At 53.6% G+C, this 15,452-nt stretch carries 12 protein-coding genes and 1 pseudogene; 9 read left to right on the top strand and 4 right to left on the bottom strand.

What is annotated here, in order from left to right; genetic code table 11:
- Positions 1 to 74: 74 nt before the first annotated feature.
- The 3 genes from HQL52_05640 to HQL52_05630 all read right to left on the bottom strand — a co-directional run bounded on the left by HQL52_05640 (position 75) and on the right by HQL52_05630 (position 4,377).
- Entirely contained in the window at positions 75 to 1,010 is a 936-nt protein-coding gene (locus tag HQL52_05640; GenBank protein MBF0368926.1) for a TIGR00266 family protein, read from the bottom strand.
- A gap of 448 nt (positions 1,011 to 1,458) precedes the next feature.
- A complete protein-coding gene (locus tag HQL52_05635) occupies positions 1,459 to 3,516 on the bottom strand; it encodes a M48 family metallopeptidase (protein ID MBF0368925.1) in 2,058 nt (685 codons plus the stop codon).
- A gap of 255 nt (positions 3,517 to 3,771) precedes the next feature.
- Positions 3,772 to 4,377: a LemA family protein gene (locus HQL52_05630; protein MBF0368924.1), complete on the bottom strand. Its 606-nt coding sequence runs from the start codon at positions 4,375 to 4,377 to the stop codon at positions 3,772 to 3,774.
- 375 nt (positions 4,378 to 4,752) lie between these two features.
- On the opposite strand from HQL52_05630, the gene HQL52_05625 reads away from it, so the two are divergent.
- The 7 genes from HQL52_05625 (at position 4,753) to HQL52_05595 (ending at position 11,741) form a co-directional block, all read left to right on the top strand.
- Entirely contained in the window at positions 4,753 to 5,157 is a 405-nt protein-coding gene (locus tag HQL52_05625; GenBank protein MBF0368923.1) for a tetratricopeptide repeat protein, read from the top strand.
- Positions 5,132 to 5,275 (top strand): hypothetical protein, encoded by a 144-nt coding sequence (locus tag HQL52_05620; GenBank protein ID MBF0368922.1) that lies wholly within the window; start codon positions 5,132 to 5,134, stop codon positions 5,273 to 5,275. Before HQL52_05625 ends, HQL52_05620 begins: the two co-directional genes overlap by 26 nt.
- A 45-nt stretch (positions 5,276 to 5,320) precedes the next feature.
- Positions 5,321 to 6,883 carry a tetratricopeptide repeat protein gene (locus HQL52_05615; GenBank protein ID MBF0368921.1) on the top strand — a complete coding sequence of 521 codons (1,563 nt, stop codon included), beginning with the start codon at positions 5,321 to 5,323 and terminating at the stop codon, positions 6,881 to 6,883.
- Positions 6,884 to 6,967: 84 nt separating this feature from the next.
- Positions 6,968 to 7,489 carry a tetratricopeptide repeat protein gene (locus tag HQL52_05610; protein ID MBF0368920.1) on the top strand — a complete coding sequence of 174 codons (522 nt, stop codon included), beginning with the start codon at positions 6,968 to 6,970 and terminating at the stop codon, positions 7,487 to 7,489.
- Positions 7,396 to 7,620: a tetratricopeptide repeat protein gene (locus HQL52_05605; protein ID MBF0368919.1), complete on the top strand. Its 225-nt coding sequence runs from the start codon at positions 7,396 to 7,398 to the stop codon at positions 7,618 to 7,620. The genes HQL52_05610 and HQL52_05605 overlap by 94 nt, the downstream gene beginning before the upstream one ends.
- Before the next feature lie 408 nt (positions 7,621 to 8,028).
- Complete coding sequence (locus HQL52_05600; protein MBF0368918.1) at positions 8,029 to 9,018, top strand: hypothetical protein; 990 nt, start codon at positions 8,029 to 8,031, stop codon at positions 9,016 to 9,018.
- An 806-nt stretch (positions 9,019 to 9,824) separates the two neighbouring features.
- A complete protein-coding gene (locus tag HQL52_05595) occupies positions 9,825 to 11,741 on the top strand; it encodes a type II/IV secretion system protein (protein ID MBF0368917.1) in 1,917 nt (638 codons plus the stop codon).
- A gap of 131 nt (positions 11,742 to 11,872) precedes the next feature.
- Here HQL52_05595 and HQL52_05590 read toward each other — a convergent pair whose 3' ends face one another.
- Complete coding sequence (locus HQL52_05590; GenBank protein MBF0368916.1) at positions 11,873 to 12,043, bottom strand: hypothetical protein; 171 nt, start codon at positions 12,041 to 12,043, stop codon at positions 11,873 to 11,875.
- Between the two features lie 460 nt (positions 12,044 to 12,503).
- On the opposite strand from HQL52_05590, the pseudogene HQL52_05585 reads away from it, so the two are divergent.
- Positions 12,504 to 12,725 (top strand): annotated as a pseudogene (locus tag HQL52_05585) (transposase).
- A gap of 155 nt (positions 12,726 to 12,880) precedes the next feature.
- Entirely contained in the window at positions 12,881 to 15,178 is a 2,298-nt protein-coding gene (locus HQL52_05580) for a tetratricopeptide repeat protein (GenBank protein MBF0368915.1), read from the top strand.
- Positions 15,179 to 15,452 lie beyond the last annotated feature (274 nt).

The raw sequence follows: 15,452 nt of genomic DNA, 5'->3' as shown, positions 1-15,452 counted from the left end.
TCTCTGCCACTGCCCATAATCAATCGACTTCCGGACTCCCCCCACACCACCCCTGCCACGCTATAGCGACCCCATCAATCCATCAGGTTACCCAAGGTACCCAACAAATTTCCTTCCCCCTGGCTGGAGGAGGAAGAGGCGCCGGAGAGCATCCGCCCCGCCAGCCGGGAGAAAGGCATGGATTGCATCCAGACCGTACCAGGCCCTGTCAGCCGTGCAAAAAAGAGTCCCTCTCCACCAAAAAACATCGACTTCACTCCCCGCACCATCTCCAGATCGAAAGAGACCGTCCGATCAAAAGCCACCACACAACCGGTATCCACATGAAGGCTCTCCCCCGCTTCCAGCTGTCGCTCCAACACCGTGCCACCTGCATGGAGAAAGACCAAACCATCCCCCTCCAGCTTTTGCATGATAAACCCCTCCCCACCAAAGAGCCCGGTCAGAATCCGGCGCTGAAAAAAAATGCCGATGGAGACCCCTTTGGCCCCGCAGAGAAAGCTATCCTTCTGGCAGATCAGGTGGCCGCCATAGTCAGGCAGATTGACCGGAATGATGGTGCCGGGAAAAGGGGCTGCAAAGGCGACGTGGGCCTTACCGCCCCGCCCTTGGTGGGTAAAGACCGTAGTAAAAAGCCCCTCTCCGGTAATAAGCCGCTTGCCCGCTCCCATCATTTTGCCCCACACCCCATCCATGGCGCTCTTTTGGGAGGCATCCCCGAACACTGTTTCCATTTCCACCAGGGGGGATTTGTACATCAGGGAGCCCGCCTCGGCGACAGCACTCTCCCCGGGATCCAGCTCCACCTCCAAAAACTGGGTTTCAGAGCCAAATATCCGATAGTCGATCTCATCCATGGTCAAACCGGTGGGCACCCTGCCGACACTGGCTGCCCGAGCCCAGGGGGAGTCGGTGGCATTCCGGCGTTTGAGATATTTATCCACCACGATACCGCACTGCAAACACTCCGGGCTCTTCTCCTGCCGGGTGCCACACTTGGGACAGGTCATCCCCCCGGCCGAAATACCCGAGGCGTTCTCCCCCACCCCACCAGCCCCTTCGAATAACGCTTCCGGCCCCGGAGAATTCCCCCCTTCCCCCTGACGCTGGGCAACGATCTCACCCCCAAAGGAGCGAACCACACACCCAGCCCCCTTTGCCAAAAGAGTTTCCCGGTATTTTTCAGCGGTGAGGAGATCCACATTGCGACGAATGACAGCACCCGGCCTTCCCAACAATCCCTGGATGCGCTGGGGTGAAACCTGAAACAAGGCGGCCAGATCTCCCTCAACCACTTGAGGATCCCTTCCATCCAGCAATTTGCCGGTTAAAACCACTTCAAATGTTTGGGTGGCCATACCCTTCTCCTTTTTTGTTTGTGACAGCCGGGTCGCTACAGCACTTGGATGGATGGTTCAATGATCCTTGGGAGCCCCGAGGGATTATTCCGAGGGGATTCTAAGTGGCTGATGGGGAAACCTTCTCAGCCGTACTGGCAGGGGAGGAACTCTTCTCAGCCGAGCTGGCAGGAGGAGGCGTGTTTTCAACCACGGGAGTGGGAGGAGCCCCCTCCACCAGGCGATGGGGAAAGGGGCAATCCAGATAGGCGCAGATGGCCCGCATGAGGTAAATTTGCCGAATGTTGGGAGGGGCTTCACCCTCCAGAGCGGTGCTGGCCAAAGCTTCCACCAATGTCACCCGGAATTCGTTACCCAGAGCCAGGAGCTGCTCCAACGCCTGATCCACTTCCGCCAGGGTACAGCGCTCCCTGGGGAGAAGCGTCAATGGCAAATAGCCCCCCAGACGCTCAAGTCCGGTGGCAAAGCCCTGTTCGGGCGCCTCCCCTTTTCGACCCTTGAGGCGAGCCATCACCGACAGCAGAACAGCCACCTGCTCCCCCACCCTGCGAAAAGAATAAAGTCGGCGACTGGGGAGTGGATCCTGAAAAATCGATGGAGCCAGGGTGCGGTCGAGAATTTTTTCCAGGGTATATTCGAACAGGGTCACCTTTTGATCGGCATGGATCAATTTTTTTACCACTCCCCGCACCCGATCCCGCTCCGCCTGGGGTAGGTTGGCCAGAGCGGTCGGTGCCAAATCCGCCATCACCATCCGTCCCTCCTGGCTGATTCCCACCAATTTTTGTGCCAGCTGATCCACTTCCGCCGAACGTTGATCCCCTTCAGCCCCCGCAATCAAGGCCAGCTGCTCCCGACGCACCTTGGGGGTGTGATCCATCAGCAGGGCATAGATCATACCTCGGGCGGCAGGAGGATTGTGAACCCGGCGCAACAGGGGTCTGGGTAAAGACAAAAGCAGCTGCCGGGCCACCGCCAACCCGCCAACCATGGCCGCCATCTCCAAGGTGTCCGGACCGGCCTTGGCTTTGTTTTTCTGATCTTTCCCGGGCCAAACACCCGGGCGACTCTGGGGGCCATACCACTCTCCCGACAAAAGCTTCGGAAACTGACCATCGAAAGAGGGATCGAGCAAGCGAACCCGCTGCTCCAGAGGGGGGTGGGTCGCGGTCCAGCTGACAAAGGAGCGGGGACGAATATCGCCAAAAAAAAGGTGGCTGGCCTCCCGGGCCCGGGCGGCATGAACCCGGGAGCCTGCGGAAAGGCCACCGATTTTCATCAGAGCCCGGGCGAGCCCTTCCGGATTGCGGGTAAACTGTACTGCTGAAGCGTCCGCCAGATGCTCCCGCTGGCGAGAGACCGCACTCTGCACCAATTGACTGAAAAACAGCCCGATATAGCCAAAAAACCAGATCAAATAGCCAAATATGATCAAACCGATCATCACCTGTGGGGACTTGGCGGGCAAATCCCTCACGCCTAGGGGCTCACCCATGACCCCTTTGGCAGCAGACTCCACCATACGACTTCCCAGAATCGACACCAGCTGGATGCCGTGGAGAAGTCCGATCATGCGGGTATTCAGGCGCATGTCGCCATTGACGATATGGGCGATTTCGTGGGCCATCACCCCTTGCAGTTCATCCCGGGTGAGCAGCTCCAGAGCGCCATCGGTCACCACCACCACGGCATCTCTGGGGGTAAAACCGGCGGCAAAGGCGTTGATCCCCTGGTGCCCCTCCAGGATATAGATCCCCGGTACCGGCAAGCGGGAGGCGATGGCCATCTCCTCCACCACGTTGATCAGGCGGCGTTGATCCACGTTGGCGCTGCCGGGCTCCACCCGAACCGCCCCCATCGCTTCCGCCACCACCCGCCCCCCCTTGGAGAGCTGCCGTAGCTTGTAGAGGCTGCCACCCAGGATGAGGGCAATCGCCGCAAAGTTGACCAGCTGCATGCGGGAGTCCCGATAGGGGCTCAGCGCCGGTTGATCGGCATAGATCCACTCCATGGTAAAGATGGTGGAGAGAATATAGATCCCGTTGATGGCGGCGATGACAAAGAGGATGGCCAGGGGAAAATAGACCAATAGCAGCAGGGTCCGGCGGCGGGCGTTGGCCTGACGATTAAAAAAACGGGTGGGAGTCGGTGGGGCCATGGCCTGGAACCTGGGAGCCTGTTGCAATAGGCCGCTTTTGGCCTTGATGCAGCGTTATACAGCTTTCTGCGAGTCTCACATAGCCTGAATATGCTACGATTCTCAAAAACTGTAAGCCAAGCCTTACGACCAAAATCGACCTATTGCCACAGGCTCCGAGGAGAGTCAATCAAACCGCTGAGAGCTTCCAGCCGGAGCAGTGGTCATGGGACTTAACTGGGCTTAGCCGACTTGGAGATAACCTCCTGAAGCTGTTCAGCGATCAAAAGAGACGGATGCTGACCGGCGTTCATTATCGTCGGAGATCTCCCACAAGGGGGATTCCTTAAAGTTGAACAGGCGCACCAGGATCAGATCCGGAAAGGTTTCCCGCTGGGTGTTAAAATCGGTCGCGGCATCGTTGAAGGCCTGACGGGCAAAGGCGATACGATTTTCAGTGGCGGTCAACTCCTCCATCAGGCGGTCCATGGTCTGATCAGCCTTGAGGTCGGGATAGTTTTCCATCACCGCAAAGAGCCCCCCCAAAGCCTGCCCCAGCATCGCTTCCGCCCCCATCACCCCTTTCATGGATTCGCTGGTGGGGGAAGAGCCCGATTTTTTCAGGGCGGAGCTGGCCCTGTTGCGGGCTGAAATCACCGCTTCCAGAGTCTTCTGCTCGTGTTTCAGATAGGCCTTGGCGCTCTCCACCAAATTCGGAATCAGGTCGTGGCGTCTTTTGAGCTGGACATCGATTTGGGAAAAGGCATTCTTGCAATAGTTGTTGAGTCGCACCAGCCGATTAAAAAGACGAACGCCGAAAAAACCGGCCAAGAGAAGAATGATCAGATTGAGGTGATCGCTCAATAACGAGATAAATTCCATCTGGGGCTGACCCTTTCGACGGTTGATAGGCCTGATTGGTATAACGAATGGCCCGTCATCTATCCATCTGTCCGAGAATGGCCGATCCCCTGGCTGCCCCCCCGGCAGTGGTTCCCACAAGCCACCCCTTCTTCACCCGTGCCATTTGCTGATCAACAAGTGAATCAAAGGTTTCATCAAGTTTACTTGAACCCTAAAATAAGGAAAACAAAAAAGTTTCCGGGGGGATTTGGGAAAAAAAATCGAACGCACCGATCACTCACCCGGTTTCTTTTGAATCCATCACCAAACCGTTCTCTTTTGATCCGGGCTTCTCCCCCTTCTTAAACCGATTTGAACGAACCGCCCTTCAACCGGCGCACAAGGAAAAACTTTTTGAACAAACCCGCCACCATGACCATCCCCCAAGCTCTAAAAAAGGGCTTGGAACACCAGCGGGCCGGTCGTCTGGGAGAGGCCCAAAACATCTATGCACAAGTGTTGGCAGCCCAACCCAACCATCCCGCTGCCAACCATCTCTCCGGGGTAGCTGCCTTGCTGTCGGGCCACCACACCCTGGCAGCTGAGCGCCTTCAAAAAACCCTGGCTCAACAACCGAACCGCCCCGGAGCCAACGGCCATCTGGGGGAAGTGTTGCTGGCCCAGGGAAAGATGACCGAAGCAGCGGACTGTTTTCAAAAGGAGCTTGCCCTCGACCCGGATCATCCCCAGACCCTCATGAAACTGGGTAACCTTCCATCAAAGCCAAGGTCGGTTGGATCAAGGGGCCGCATGCTATGAACGCATTCTCACCAAACAGCCGAATCATCTCAACGCCCTTTTGCAGCTGGGCAATACCTGCAAAAACCAGCTACGATTTGATCAAGCGATCAGCTGCTTTCGGCGCATATTACAGTAGCAGCCGGGCTTTGCCGAAATTCACAACAATCTCGGCAACACCCTTTTGGCCCAAGGAATGGTGGATGCCGCCATCGCCAGCATTCGCCACGCCCTGATGCTGAAACCCGACCATGCCCAGAGCCACAACAATCTCGGCAACGCCCTGCTGAAAAAAGGGGAGCTGGCCCAGGCGGCCACCAGCTATCGTCAGGCGATCAAGCTGAAGCCGGACTATACCAAAGCCCACTATAACCTGGGCAACGCCCTCCAGGATCAGGGGCTGGCGGGAGAAGCGGTGGCCAGCTACCGCCAGGCCTTGGCGCTCCAGCCTGATTTTACCGATGCCCACTCCAATCTCCTCCACGTGCTTCACTACGACACCACGGATCCCGAGCCACTTTTTCAGGAACATCGGCAGTGGCAGCGACAGCAGATCGGCCCTGATATCCTCCCCATGAGCCACCACCCCAATGATCCCCACCCCGATAAACTTCTCAGGGTGGGGCTGGTCTCCGGAGATTTGCGCGGCCATTCAGTGAGCTATTTTTTGGCAGCCCCCCTGGCCGCTCTCGATGGGGAGCAAGTTCAAATCCACGCCTATGCCACCGCCCCCGGGGAAGACGCTACCACCCAACACCTTAAATCGATGACCTCCAGCTGGCAGAACATCGCTGCTCTTTCAGATCACCAAGCCCGGGAGCTGATTCAACGGGACGGTATTGATATTTTAGTGGATCTATCCGGCCATACCGGCACCCCCCGTCTGAAGCTCTTTGCCGCCAAGCCCGCCCCCGTTCAGGTAAACTGGCTCGGTTATCCTGATACCACAGGGCTTGATGCCATGGACTATCGCTTCACCGACGCCATTGCCGACCCTCCCGGGGTGTCCGATCAATGGGCCAGTGAAAAACTGATCCGCCTCCCCAACGGCTTTCACTGCTATCACTCCCCCCGGGAAGCCCCGGATATCACTCCCCCCCTCCAAAGGAGTTGGCCGCATCACCTTTCTCAGTTTCAACAGCCTGGCCAAAATCACCCCCCGGGTGATCCAAACCTGGAGCACCATTCTCAATCGGGTTCCCACTGCCCGGCTGATCTGATCTTAAAAAACAGCGCGACGACTTGTCCTGAGGTACGAAGTCGTTATCAAAAGCTCTTCGAAGAAGGAGGCGTTGCCTGGGAGCGGATTCAGTTGATCTCCTGGGCGGAATCCACCTTTCCCCATCTGAGCCAATATGGTGAAGGGGATATCGCTCTGGCCCCCTTCCCCTATAATGGTGTCACTACCACCTGTGAGGCGATGTGGATGGGGCTTCCGGTAGTGACTCTACTGGGGGAATGCCATGCCGGGCGGGTTGCTGGCAGCTTGATCGGTCGGGTGGGACTACCCTCCCTGGTGGCGACAAGCATCGAAGGGAATATCGACATCGCGGTAGAACTTGCCAACAATCCCACCCAGCTGGAAGAGATGCGATCCGGACTACGTGAAAAAATGTGGAACTCCCCCCTCTGTGATGGGCAGGGGTTTTCCCGGGATCTGGAACAGACGTTCCGCTCTCTATGGCAGGAATGGTGCAATAAATCCCAAGAAACAGATAACACGCAGTACATAACAGGAACTTCATAATACGAACAAGATAATACAAGACCCATCAAAGATCAGCATGAGAATCCCAAGGCCCAGTCAAAATTTTACATCCAAGGAATACCCGTGGCGACTCAACGCTCTCTCACCCTCCCCGAAGCCCTGAAACTGGCCCAGAGCCACCATCGGGCAGGACGGCTGCAACAGGCGGAAGGCATCTATCGACAGATATTAAAGGCGAAGCCCAACCATCCCGACGCCAATTTTTTAATGGGTTCCCTCGCCATTCAGATGAGCAACAACGCGGCTGCGGTTGGATGGCTGCAAAAAACCCTGCAATCCAAGCCCCAATTTGCCAATGCCCACTATAATCTGGGCAACGCCCTCACCGCTCTGGGCCGATTCAAAGAGGCCGTAACCGCTTTTCAAAAGGTGATCGACCTCAAGCCTGACCACCTGGAAGCCCACATCAATCTGGGCAGCGCCTATCGAGAGCTGAAACGCCCGGCCAAGGCGGTGGAGAGCTTCCAACAGGCGCTCCAACCAACCCCCACATGGGGGAGATCCACTATAGCCTGGGCTGCGCCCTCCAGGATCAGGGCAAGCTCGATCAGGCTATGGCCAGCTTACAGACCGCCCTCTCCCTGAAACCCCACTACCCTGAAGCGTTGAACAATCTCGGCAATGCTTTTCTGGATCAAGGAGATCTGCAAGCAGCCACGGCCAGCTTTAAACCTAAATCCGGCAGTTGGGCGTACGTACATGCCCCAGCCTCTTGATCCACCAAGCAAATCGGGAGAAAGTCTTGTGACCAATAAGGTGACGGCGATTTCTCCCAATTCACTATGCGAACCAATATTCTGCACCAGCCACACACGCCCAACTGCCGGATTTAGGTTAAACAGGCCCTCACCCAACAACCCGACCATGGGGAGGCCCGCAACAATCTGCTTTTTTTGTTGAGCTATCTGCGCCAGGGCACACCTCTTGAGGTTTTCGAAGCCCACCGGGAGTGGGATCGGATCCATGGGGAAGCAGGCCGCCTCTCCCCTTTGCATCCCCATACCCCTGGGAGTCCAGACAAAAAACCCTTGTGAATCGGCCATGTCTCCCCGGATTTTCGCAACCACGCGGTTCATCATTTTATCAAACCGATTCTCAAAGCCCACGACCGGGAGGTATTCCAGGTGGTGGGGTATGCCGAAGTGGCCAAGCACGATGAGATTACCGAACGGCTCAAGGGCCTGACCCACCAATGGCGCTCTACCGTGGGTCTTGGTGACCGGGAGCTGGCCCAATTGATCCGGAAGGATGGCATCGACATTTTGGTGGATCTGGCAGGCCACACCGCCCACAATCGACTGGGAACTTTTACCTATCGCCCAGCCCCGGTACAGGTGACCTATCTGGGTTATTTTACCACCACCGGCCTCTCAGCGATGGACTATTGGCTCACCGACCACGCCCTCCACCCCGAAACAACCCCGGAGCAGACCACCGAAAAGATCCATCGCCTGCCCCGCTGCTGGATCAGCTATCTACCCAACCCTGATTGCCCCGAGCCGCATCTTCGAAGAAGGGATAACCCACGGGGCGTGGTGTTTGGCTCCTTCAATAATCTCAGAAAAATCACCCCGCCCGTGGTCGCCCTCTGGAGTCGATTGCTCAAGGGGGTGCCGGAAGCGACGCTGCTTCTGAAAACCAGACAGCTGAAAGATCCCCATCAACAACAAAACCTCCTCGCCCGCTTTGCCCAGCACGGCATTGGCCCCGAGCGCCTGACCCTCACCTCTCCGGTATCAGGCTACGCCGAGCATATGGCTCTGTATGGGGAGATGGATATCGCTCTGGCCCCCTTTCCCTGCACCGGTGGTACCACCTCGACGGACACCTTGTGGATGGGGGTGCCGGTGGTCACCCTGGCCGGGGATCATTTTATCGAACGCATGAGCCTCAGCATGCTAACCGCCATCGGTCGGGTAGATCTCATTGCTGAAAATGAAGATCGCTATGTGGAGATCGCCCAACAGCTGGCTCAAAAAGGCCCCCGAAGCGATACCGACCGTTTGGCACTCCACCATCAGGTAGCCGCCTCCCCCCTCTACGACGCCGTAGATCTAACCCGCCACATGGAAAAAGCCTATCGCACCCTGTGGCAAGAAAAGAATCAATCATGAAACAACCATTCCCAACAGGCTCTCCACCACCTAAACTGGTACGGGCTAATAACATGGGGAAAAAAAACAGGAACCAAAAAAGAATACTGATTAGACTTCAGGAAAAGTACAAATCGGATCTGGAAAAAATTAAATCCATTATTGACTGAGAACAAAAAAAAGAGGCCCAATACAAACAATCATGATAACGTCATGATGCCACTTTAAAAGCGATCAGATGCTGTTTTCAACCAGACTTCTCTATTCATTTTTAATTCTATAATAGCAAAAATCTACTTGAAACACCTTTTAGCCGAGGATAGTTGACGGCCATGCCTGGACCACAGTCGGACACTCCCCCCACCCTGCACCCCACTTCGGAGTGTGGAAACCTGGATGGACTTTCCAGCTCCGAATCGTTTCTATGTACCTGTGGGAAAACCAGAAACCCTCCGATTTGTGACGGTTTTCACAATCGGATTCAAGGGCATCACGGCCCCGTTGACATCAATACCCATTTTTTATTGCACCAACTCCTCATCAAGCTCCACTACGCACGTAGTTTTTTCCAAATCCAAAACAAAATAGAAGAAGACATTCTGAAAATCATTCCAGCAGAGGGGTGTTTTATTTATAAACGTGGTCAAAATGGGGAGTTTCATGCCAAAAAACAGGATCTCGAAACAAAAAAAGAGCTATCGTTCTATCCTGGCCCCAAATCCCTGGAAGGATATGTCGCTTTAACACAAAAGCGTCTTGTTATCTCTGACTTTTCAATCCACAAAAAGCAGCGTAAACACAAAGAGGATCTTCCGAATGAGAGTATATTGGAGAAAATTCTGGACGTCAGAATTCAATCCATTTTATGCGTTCCGATCCTCAGCGGCCCCATTCTGGTGGGCATCATCCAGATATACAACCGCTTCGACGGGGATTTTGTCCATGCAGACCCCTGGAAAGCCAAAATTATTGCCGATTTTTTAGGACAAAAATTCAGATATGAAATGGCCGGGACCAGCTCTCCCTTTGAACAACTCGTTCTAAGCAAAAAAATCGACAAAAAGCGACTGGCTGCCGTATTGACGCAAGCGGAACAGCAAGAAATGGCTCCAAGCCGCCTTTTGACTGGTCAAGAAGACATCTCCAGCTGGGATGTCGGGCGATCCTTGGAGCGGTTTTATCAAACGACGTGGGTAGGTTACGACCCAGACCGGGATATTCCCCAGGATCTGGTGCAGGGCCTCAATAAAAAATGGATGGCTCACAATCGCTTTGTTCCCATCGGGGGAAACCGGAAACTTGCTGAAATTTTGATTGACGACCCCAGTGATGTCGAACGAATTTTGGAGATTGAGCGCCATCTTGGGGCACACAGCTACATATTCCGGGTCGGACTGGAAGAGGATATCGAACGTTACCTATCCAGTGGTCAGGTGCTGGATAGATCCTTCCTGGATGAGTTGCAAGAGCTGGAAAAATCGATTGCCAAGGAGGTGGCTTCGCTGGAATTTCCAAAGGAATCCCCTCTCGATCAGGCCAGTCAGGAATCTCTGGTATCACGCATCATCAACCAACTGATTATTTTGGCGAAAAAAAACCGGGGCTCAGACCTTCATCTGATACCTCAGGCCTCTCCCAAACCCATGTCGGTCAAATTAAGAGTGGACGGCGTCTGCCAGCATTTGACCACACTGCCAGCCATTTTGTTGTCACCGACCATTTCTCGAATAAAAGTATTGGCGAGCCTTGACATCACTGAACGCCGCACTCCTCAGGATGGAAAAATATTTGTAAAAATCAATGGAGTTACAGTGGAAATGCGCGTGGCCATTTTGCCAACCGTTCATGGTGAATCAGCAGTGTTGCGTTTTTCAACAGCGGCTCACCACATCGATATGGACATGCTGGATCTGACGCCGGATAATTTTTCTAGCCTTGAAAAACTCATCCGCACCCCTCATGGACTGATCCTTACCGCAGGTCCGACGGGGTCAGGAAAAACAACAACTCTCCACGCCCTGTTAAAACGCCTTAATTCACCTGACAAGGTCATTTGGACTGTCGAAGATCCAGTGGAAATCATCCAGGATGGCCTGCGCCAGGTTCAGACCAATTCAGCTACGGGTCTTGATTTTTCCAAGGTATTAAGATCCCTGCTGCGCGCTGACCCGGATGTGGTCATGGTGGGTGAAATGCGGGATCTGGAAACCGCCCAGATGGCGGTCAAAGCTTCGCTGACCGGCCATCTGGTACTCTCCACTCTGCACGCCAATTCAGCGGTGGAAAGTATCACCCGGCTGATGGATATGGGGCTGGACTCCAATATTTTGGCCGATTCTCTGCTGGGGATTATTTCACAGAGATTGGTACGCCTGTTATGCAGCAACTGCAAAACATCCATCCCACCAACACCTCTGGAATTCCGTTTCATGAACAAAAACGGCCTGAAGGAGGTTTTGACTTCCATGGGGCTGCCACAATCCAAGCCACCATTGATCTATAAGGCTTCCGGATGCAACCAATGCAACTTCAGTGGCTACAAAAAAAGAACCGCGTTATACGAACTGTTTGTCAACTCCAGCAGCCTGCGTCAAATGATCCGTCTCAAGGAGAGCAGTGGTTTGTTACGTCAAGCAGTTGCAAAGCAAGGACAGCGTACGATGCCTCAAGACGGCCTCATTAAAATGTTGCAGGGAAAAATTGATTTTCAGGAACTGACTCGCGTGGCCGTGATGGATTCCTGAATCCATCGCGATAGACCAACATGGGGGACTATTGGTCCGTATCCGGTTGCTCCCCACGGGTGACTGGACAGACCCTTCCCCCCTCACTCAATCAATCACTCAGTTGGTCACCTCCCCCAGATCAAACCCCATCAAGACGCTGTGGAGAGGGAGACGTTGTTGACAGTCGATGAGGATTGGAAATAACCTTCATCCGGAAAGAAAAAGCAGATTGGCACCCTTTTCCGAGCCACTCCGGCGGCCTTTTTCCGACCAAATTCGATGATGGTGTAGGTGGCAACCACCCAAACAGGTGCAATCATTTTTCACTTGTATAGTTGTTAAAGGTGATCCATTTCCTTCCACGTTTCCGAGGGGATAAACCGTTCAACACGCCTTCTTCACGCTGCTGTCACCATTTGGTCAGATGCGAAGAATGCAACCCCTCTCGACGCAGCAAAGAGCCGATTCCACCCGGTTCGGCACATCGGTCGACTTGGTCCAGAATCTGGCGTTTGTAGGCTGCTGAAAACCTTCTTCGACGCACTTTTCCAGGGACTTCAGGATCAGGACGATCTTCGGTTGGCAAAACCAATTGTACGGTTTTGGTCTTCACAGTTTTTCACCTCCCCGCCCTACACTAAATCATCAGGGGTTCAGTGTCTCGCTATCATGGCACAGAGGGCGACGCATCAAATCCGGCAATACCACCGCTGAGACCGTCACGGCATTACCAGCCTCAGTCCGGTGAAGGGATCTCCGCAACGTCTCCTGGCCGCCAATCGTGGTCATTGGTCTATCGAGAACAGCCTTCATTACATCCGCGATGTGACTTTCGACGAGGACCGATCCCAGGTCAGAACCGGTCACGGCCCCTTGGTAATGGCGGCCCTACAAAACTTCGTCATCGGCCTCCTCAAAATGGCTGGAGCCTCCAACATCGCTGCCGCTACCAGGGATCTCGCCGCCCAGCCATGGCGAGCACTCAGGCTGCTTGGGCTGTGAGAATCGAGTCAGGCCACCGACTTTGACGAGTCCCTGTCGCTCTCCTTGTGTGACCCGGATAATTTTATCTGCCGACAGGAAAATGCCTTTCCCCAGATGTGCGGGTGTGGCACCGTTAACAGATTAAAATCAGCAATCAAACACAAGGATCTTCTGTGAGCGACCAAAACACTCTGACTCTTCCTGAGGCCATAAACTTGGCATTAGGCCATCAAAAATCAGGTCGTTTGCAACAGGCTGAAACCATTTATCGACAAATATTGCAGGCCAGCCCCAACCATCCCGACGCCAACCACCTCCTCGGAATTCTTTCTCAACAGACGGGCCATCATGAAATGGCCGTAAGCTTGATCAGCAAAGCCATCCAGGTCCGCCCCAATGTTCCCAACCTCCACCTAAACCTGGGCAATGCCTTGGTAAGCACCGGAAAACTGGAGCAGGCTGTCAACAGCTTTGAACAAGCCATATTTCTCAAACCGGATTATTTGGAGGCCCACGTCAACCTGGGATCAACTTGGCAACAGTTAAACAAACATCCCCAAGCTATTGAAAGTTTACAAAATGCCTTGCACCTGCACCCCGATCTGCCGGAACTTCACCTGGCTCTCGGTCGCTCTCTTCAGGAAACAGGACAGCTTGAGGAGGCAACTGCCTGTTTCAACAGATCCCTTGCCCTCAACCCCAAAGATATCAAAGCACTTCTCCATCTTGGAATGGTATTGGCAAAAAATGCCAAAAACCAGGAGGCCAAAACCTGTTTCCAGCAAATTTTGACACTTGAGCCCAATATTCCCCAAGCACATTTCAATTTGGGAAATATTTTTCAAAAAGAGGGTGATCACACCCAGGCTGCTGACTGTTTTCAAAGCGCTCTAGCACTCCGCCCCAACCATGCCGAAACCCATTATAATCTTGGCAAACTCTTTCTGTTACAAAACAACTACAAAAAGGCCATACCCTGTTTCCGCAAAGCCCTGACTCTGAAACCCGGCATACCGGATATACTCAACAACCTAGGCATCGCTCTTTGGGAAACCGGCATGTTAAGTGACTCGGTCACTCATTTCAAACATGCGCTCTCTCTCGATCCAGACCATACCCAAGCCTTACACAATCTCGGTCGTGCCCTTGCGAGTTGTGGTCAACCGGAACAGGCAATCATCTGTTATCAAAAAGGCCATGAACGCCAGCCAAATTCTGCAAAACATCATAACTATTATCTGTTTATGCTCAATTATCTTCACATCGACAATCCAACAAAAATTATCGACAGCCACACAAAATGGGACCGAATCCATGGCAAAGTCGGTCGAGAAAAAATTTTCTCCCATGACTTGGCCGGAAGAGAGACGAAAAACCGCTTGCGGATCGGCTATGTATCCCCTGATTTTCGAACCCATGCTGTCAGTTATTTTATCGAGCCCATCTTGCAAAACCATGATCGGAATCGGTTTGAAATATTTGCCTATGCCGAAGTACCCAAGCCAGATGCAACAACGTATAAATTGCAATCACGGGTGGACACTTGGCGTTCGACGGTCGGGTTGAGTAACGAACAACTGGCCCGGACCATCTATGAGGACCAAATCGATATCCTGGTTGATCTGGCTGGCCATTCAGCTGACAACCGCCTAGTGGCTTTCACTTACAAGCCAGCCCCGATTCAAGCCACCTATCTGGGCTATTTTGCCACCACCGGTTTGAAAAACATGGATTACTGGATCACCGATACCGCCATCCACCCCCACGATGACATGCAGTGGGCTTCCGAGACGCTTCATCGTCTGCCACGTTGTTATATGTGCTATCAACCCCGTGCCGGTCTGCCCAAGCCCGTACAAAGCCCCCGGAAGGATGGGAACGTAGTTTTTGGATCCTTCAACAACATGAGCAAAATCACGCCAAAGATACTTGATGCCTGGAGCCAAATATTGCTTAGAGTTAATGGATCCCGTTTGTTAATGAAAAGTAATGATTTTTCCGACCCACACCTGACCAAGAAAATGCTGGAAAATTTCACCCGCCACGGGGTCAAACCGGAACGGATTCGCATCGTTGCCAAAGTTCCCACCTACAACGACCACATGGGTATGTATTCAGAAATAGATATCGCCCTGGATACTTTTCCCTATACCGGCGCCACCACTACGGCGGATACTTTGTGGATGGGCGTTCCGGTGGTGACCCTGGCAGGAAACCATTTTGTCGAACGCATGAGCCTGAGCCTGTTGTCGGCGGTGGGACATCCAGAGTGGTGCGCTGAAAATTTGGAGGCCTATATGGCGCTGGCGGTTGAAATGGCAGCCCAGGGACCCAGGAGCAGTGAAGAACGGCAAACGCTTCGTCAACAGATGGCTGCATCCCCGTTGTGTGACCCACAAGACATGACCCGAAGCCTGGAAGAGGCCTACGAAGAGATGTGGCGAATAAAAACGGCTAAACAGGGCAAATAAGCTGAGCGTATTGAAAAGCCTTTCGACCATTGAAAAACCGACCATTTCATCTGGACACTCTATGCCCCTTGGTGGCATAGCCGGATTCTATGTTCTGCTGTCTGAACTGCCAGTATTGCGTTTTGTGATTCATTTTCCGCATTCCGTAACACACGTCATACAGCTCGAAACATCAAATCCAGTTCAGATGATGCGGTCTTTTATCTGGCGTGCCGGATCTTGAGAATGATCATCTGTTTTTCGAAAAACAAGCTCGATTCAAAAATCCCGATCC

Source organism: Magnetococcales bacterium, assembly GCA_015232395.1.
Taxonomy (GTDB): Bacteria; Pseudomonadota; Magnetococcia; order Magnetococcales; family JADFZT01; genus JADFZT01.
This window is presented reverse-complemented; position numbering and strand designations above follow the sequence as displayed.

What these genes read in the sequence shown, in the direction of transcription:
- HQL52_05640 (MBF0368926.1), bottom strand. Translation starts at nt 1,010, where the DNA reads ATGACCTGTCCCAAGTGTGGCACCCGGCAGGAGAAGAGCCCGGAGTGT.
- HQL52_05635 (MBF0368925.1), bottom strand. Translation starts at nt 3,516, where the DNA reads ATGGCCCCACCGACTCCCACCCGTTTTTTTAATCGTCAGGCCAACGCC.
- HQL52_05630 (MBF0368924.1), bottom strand. Translation starts at nt 4,377, where the DNA reads ATGGAATTTATCTCGTTATTGAGCGATCACCTCAATCTGATCATTCTT.
- HQL52_05605 (MBF0368919.1), top strand. Translation starts at nt 7,396, where the DNA reads ATGGGGGAGATCCACTATAGCCTGGGCTGCGCCCTCCAGGATCAGGGC.
- HQL52_05590 (MBF0368916.1), bottom strand. Translation starts at nt 12,043, where the DNA reads ATGATTGCACCTGTTTGGGTGGTTGCCACCTACACCATCATCGAATTT.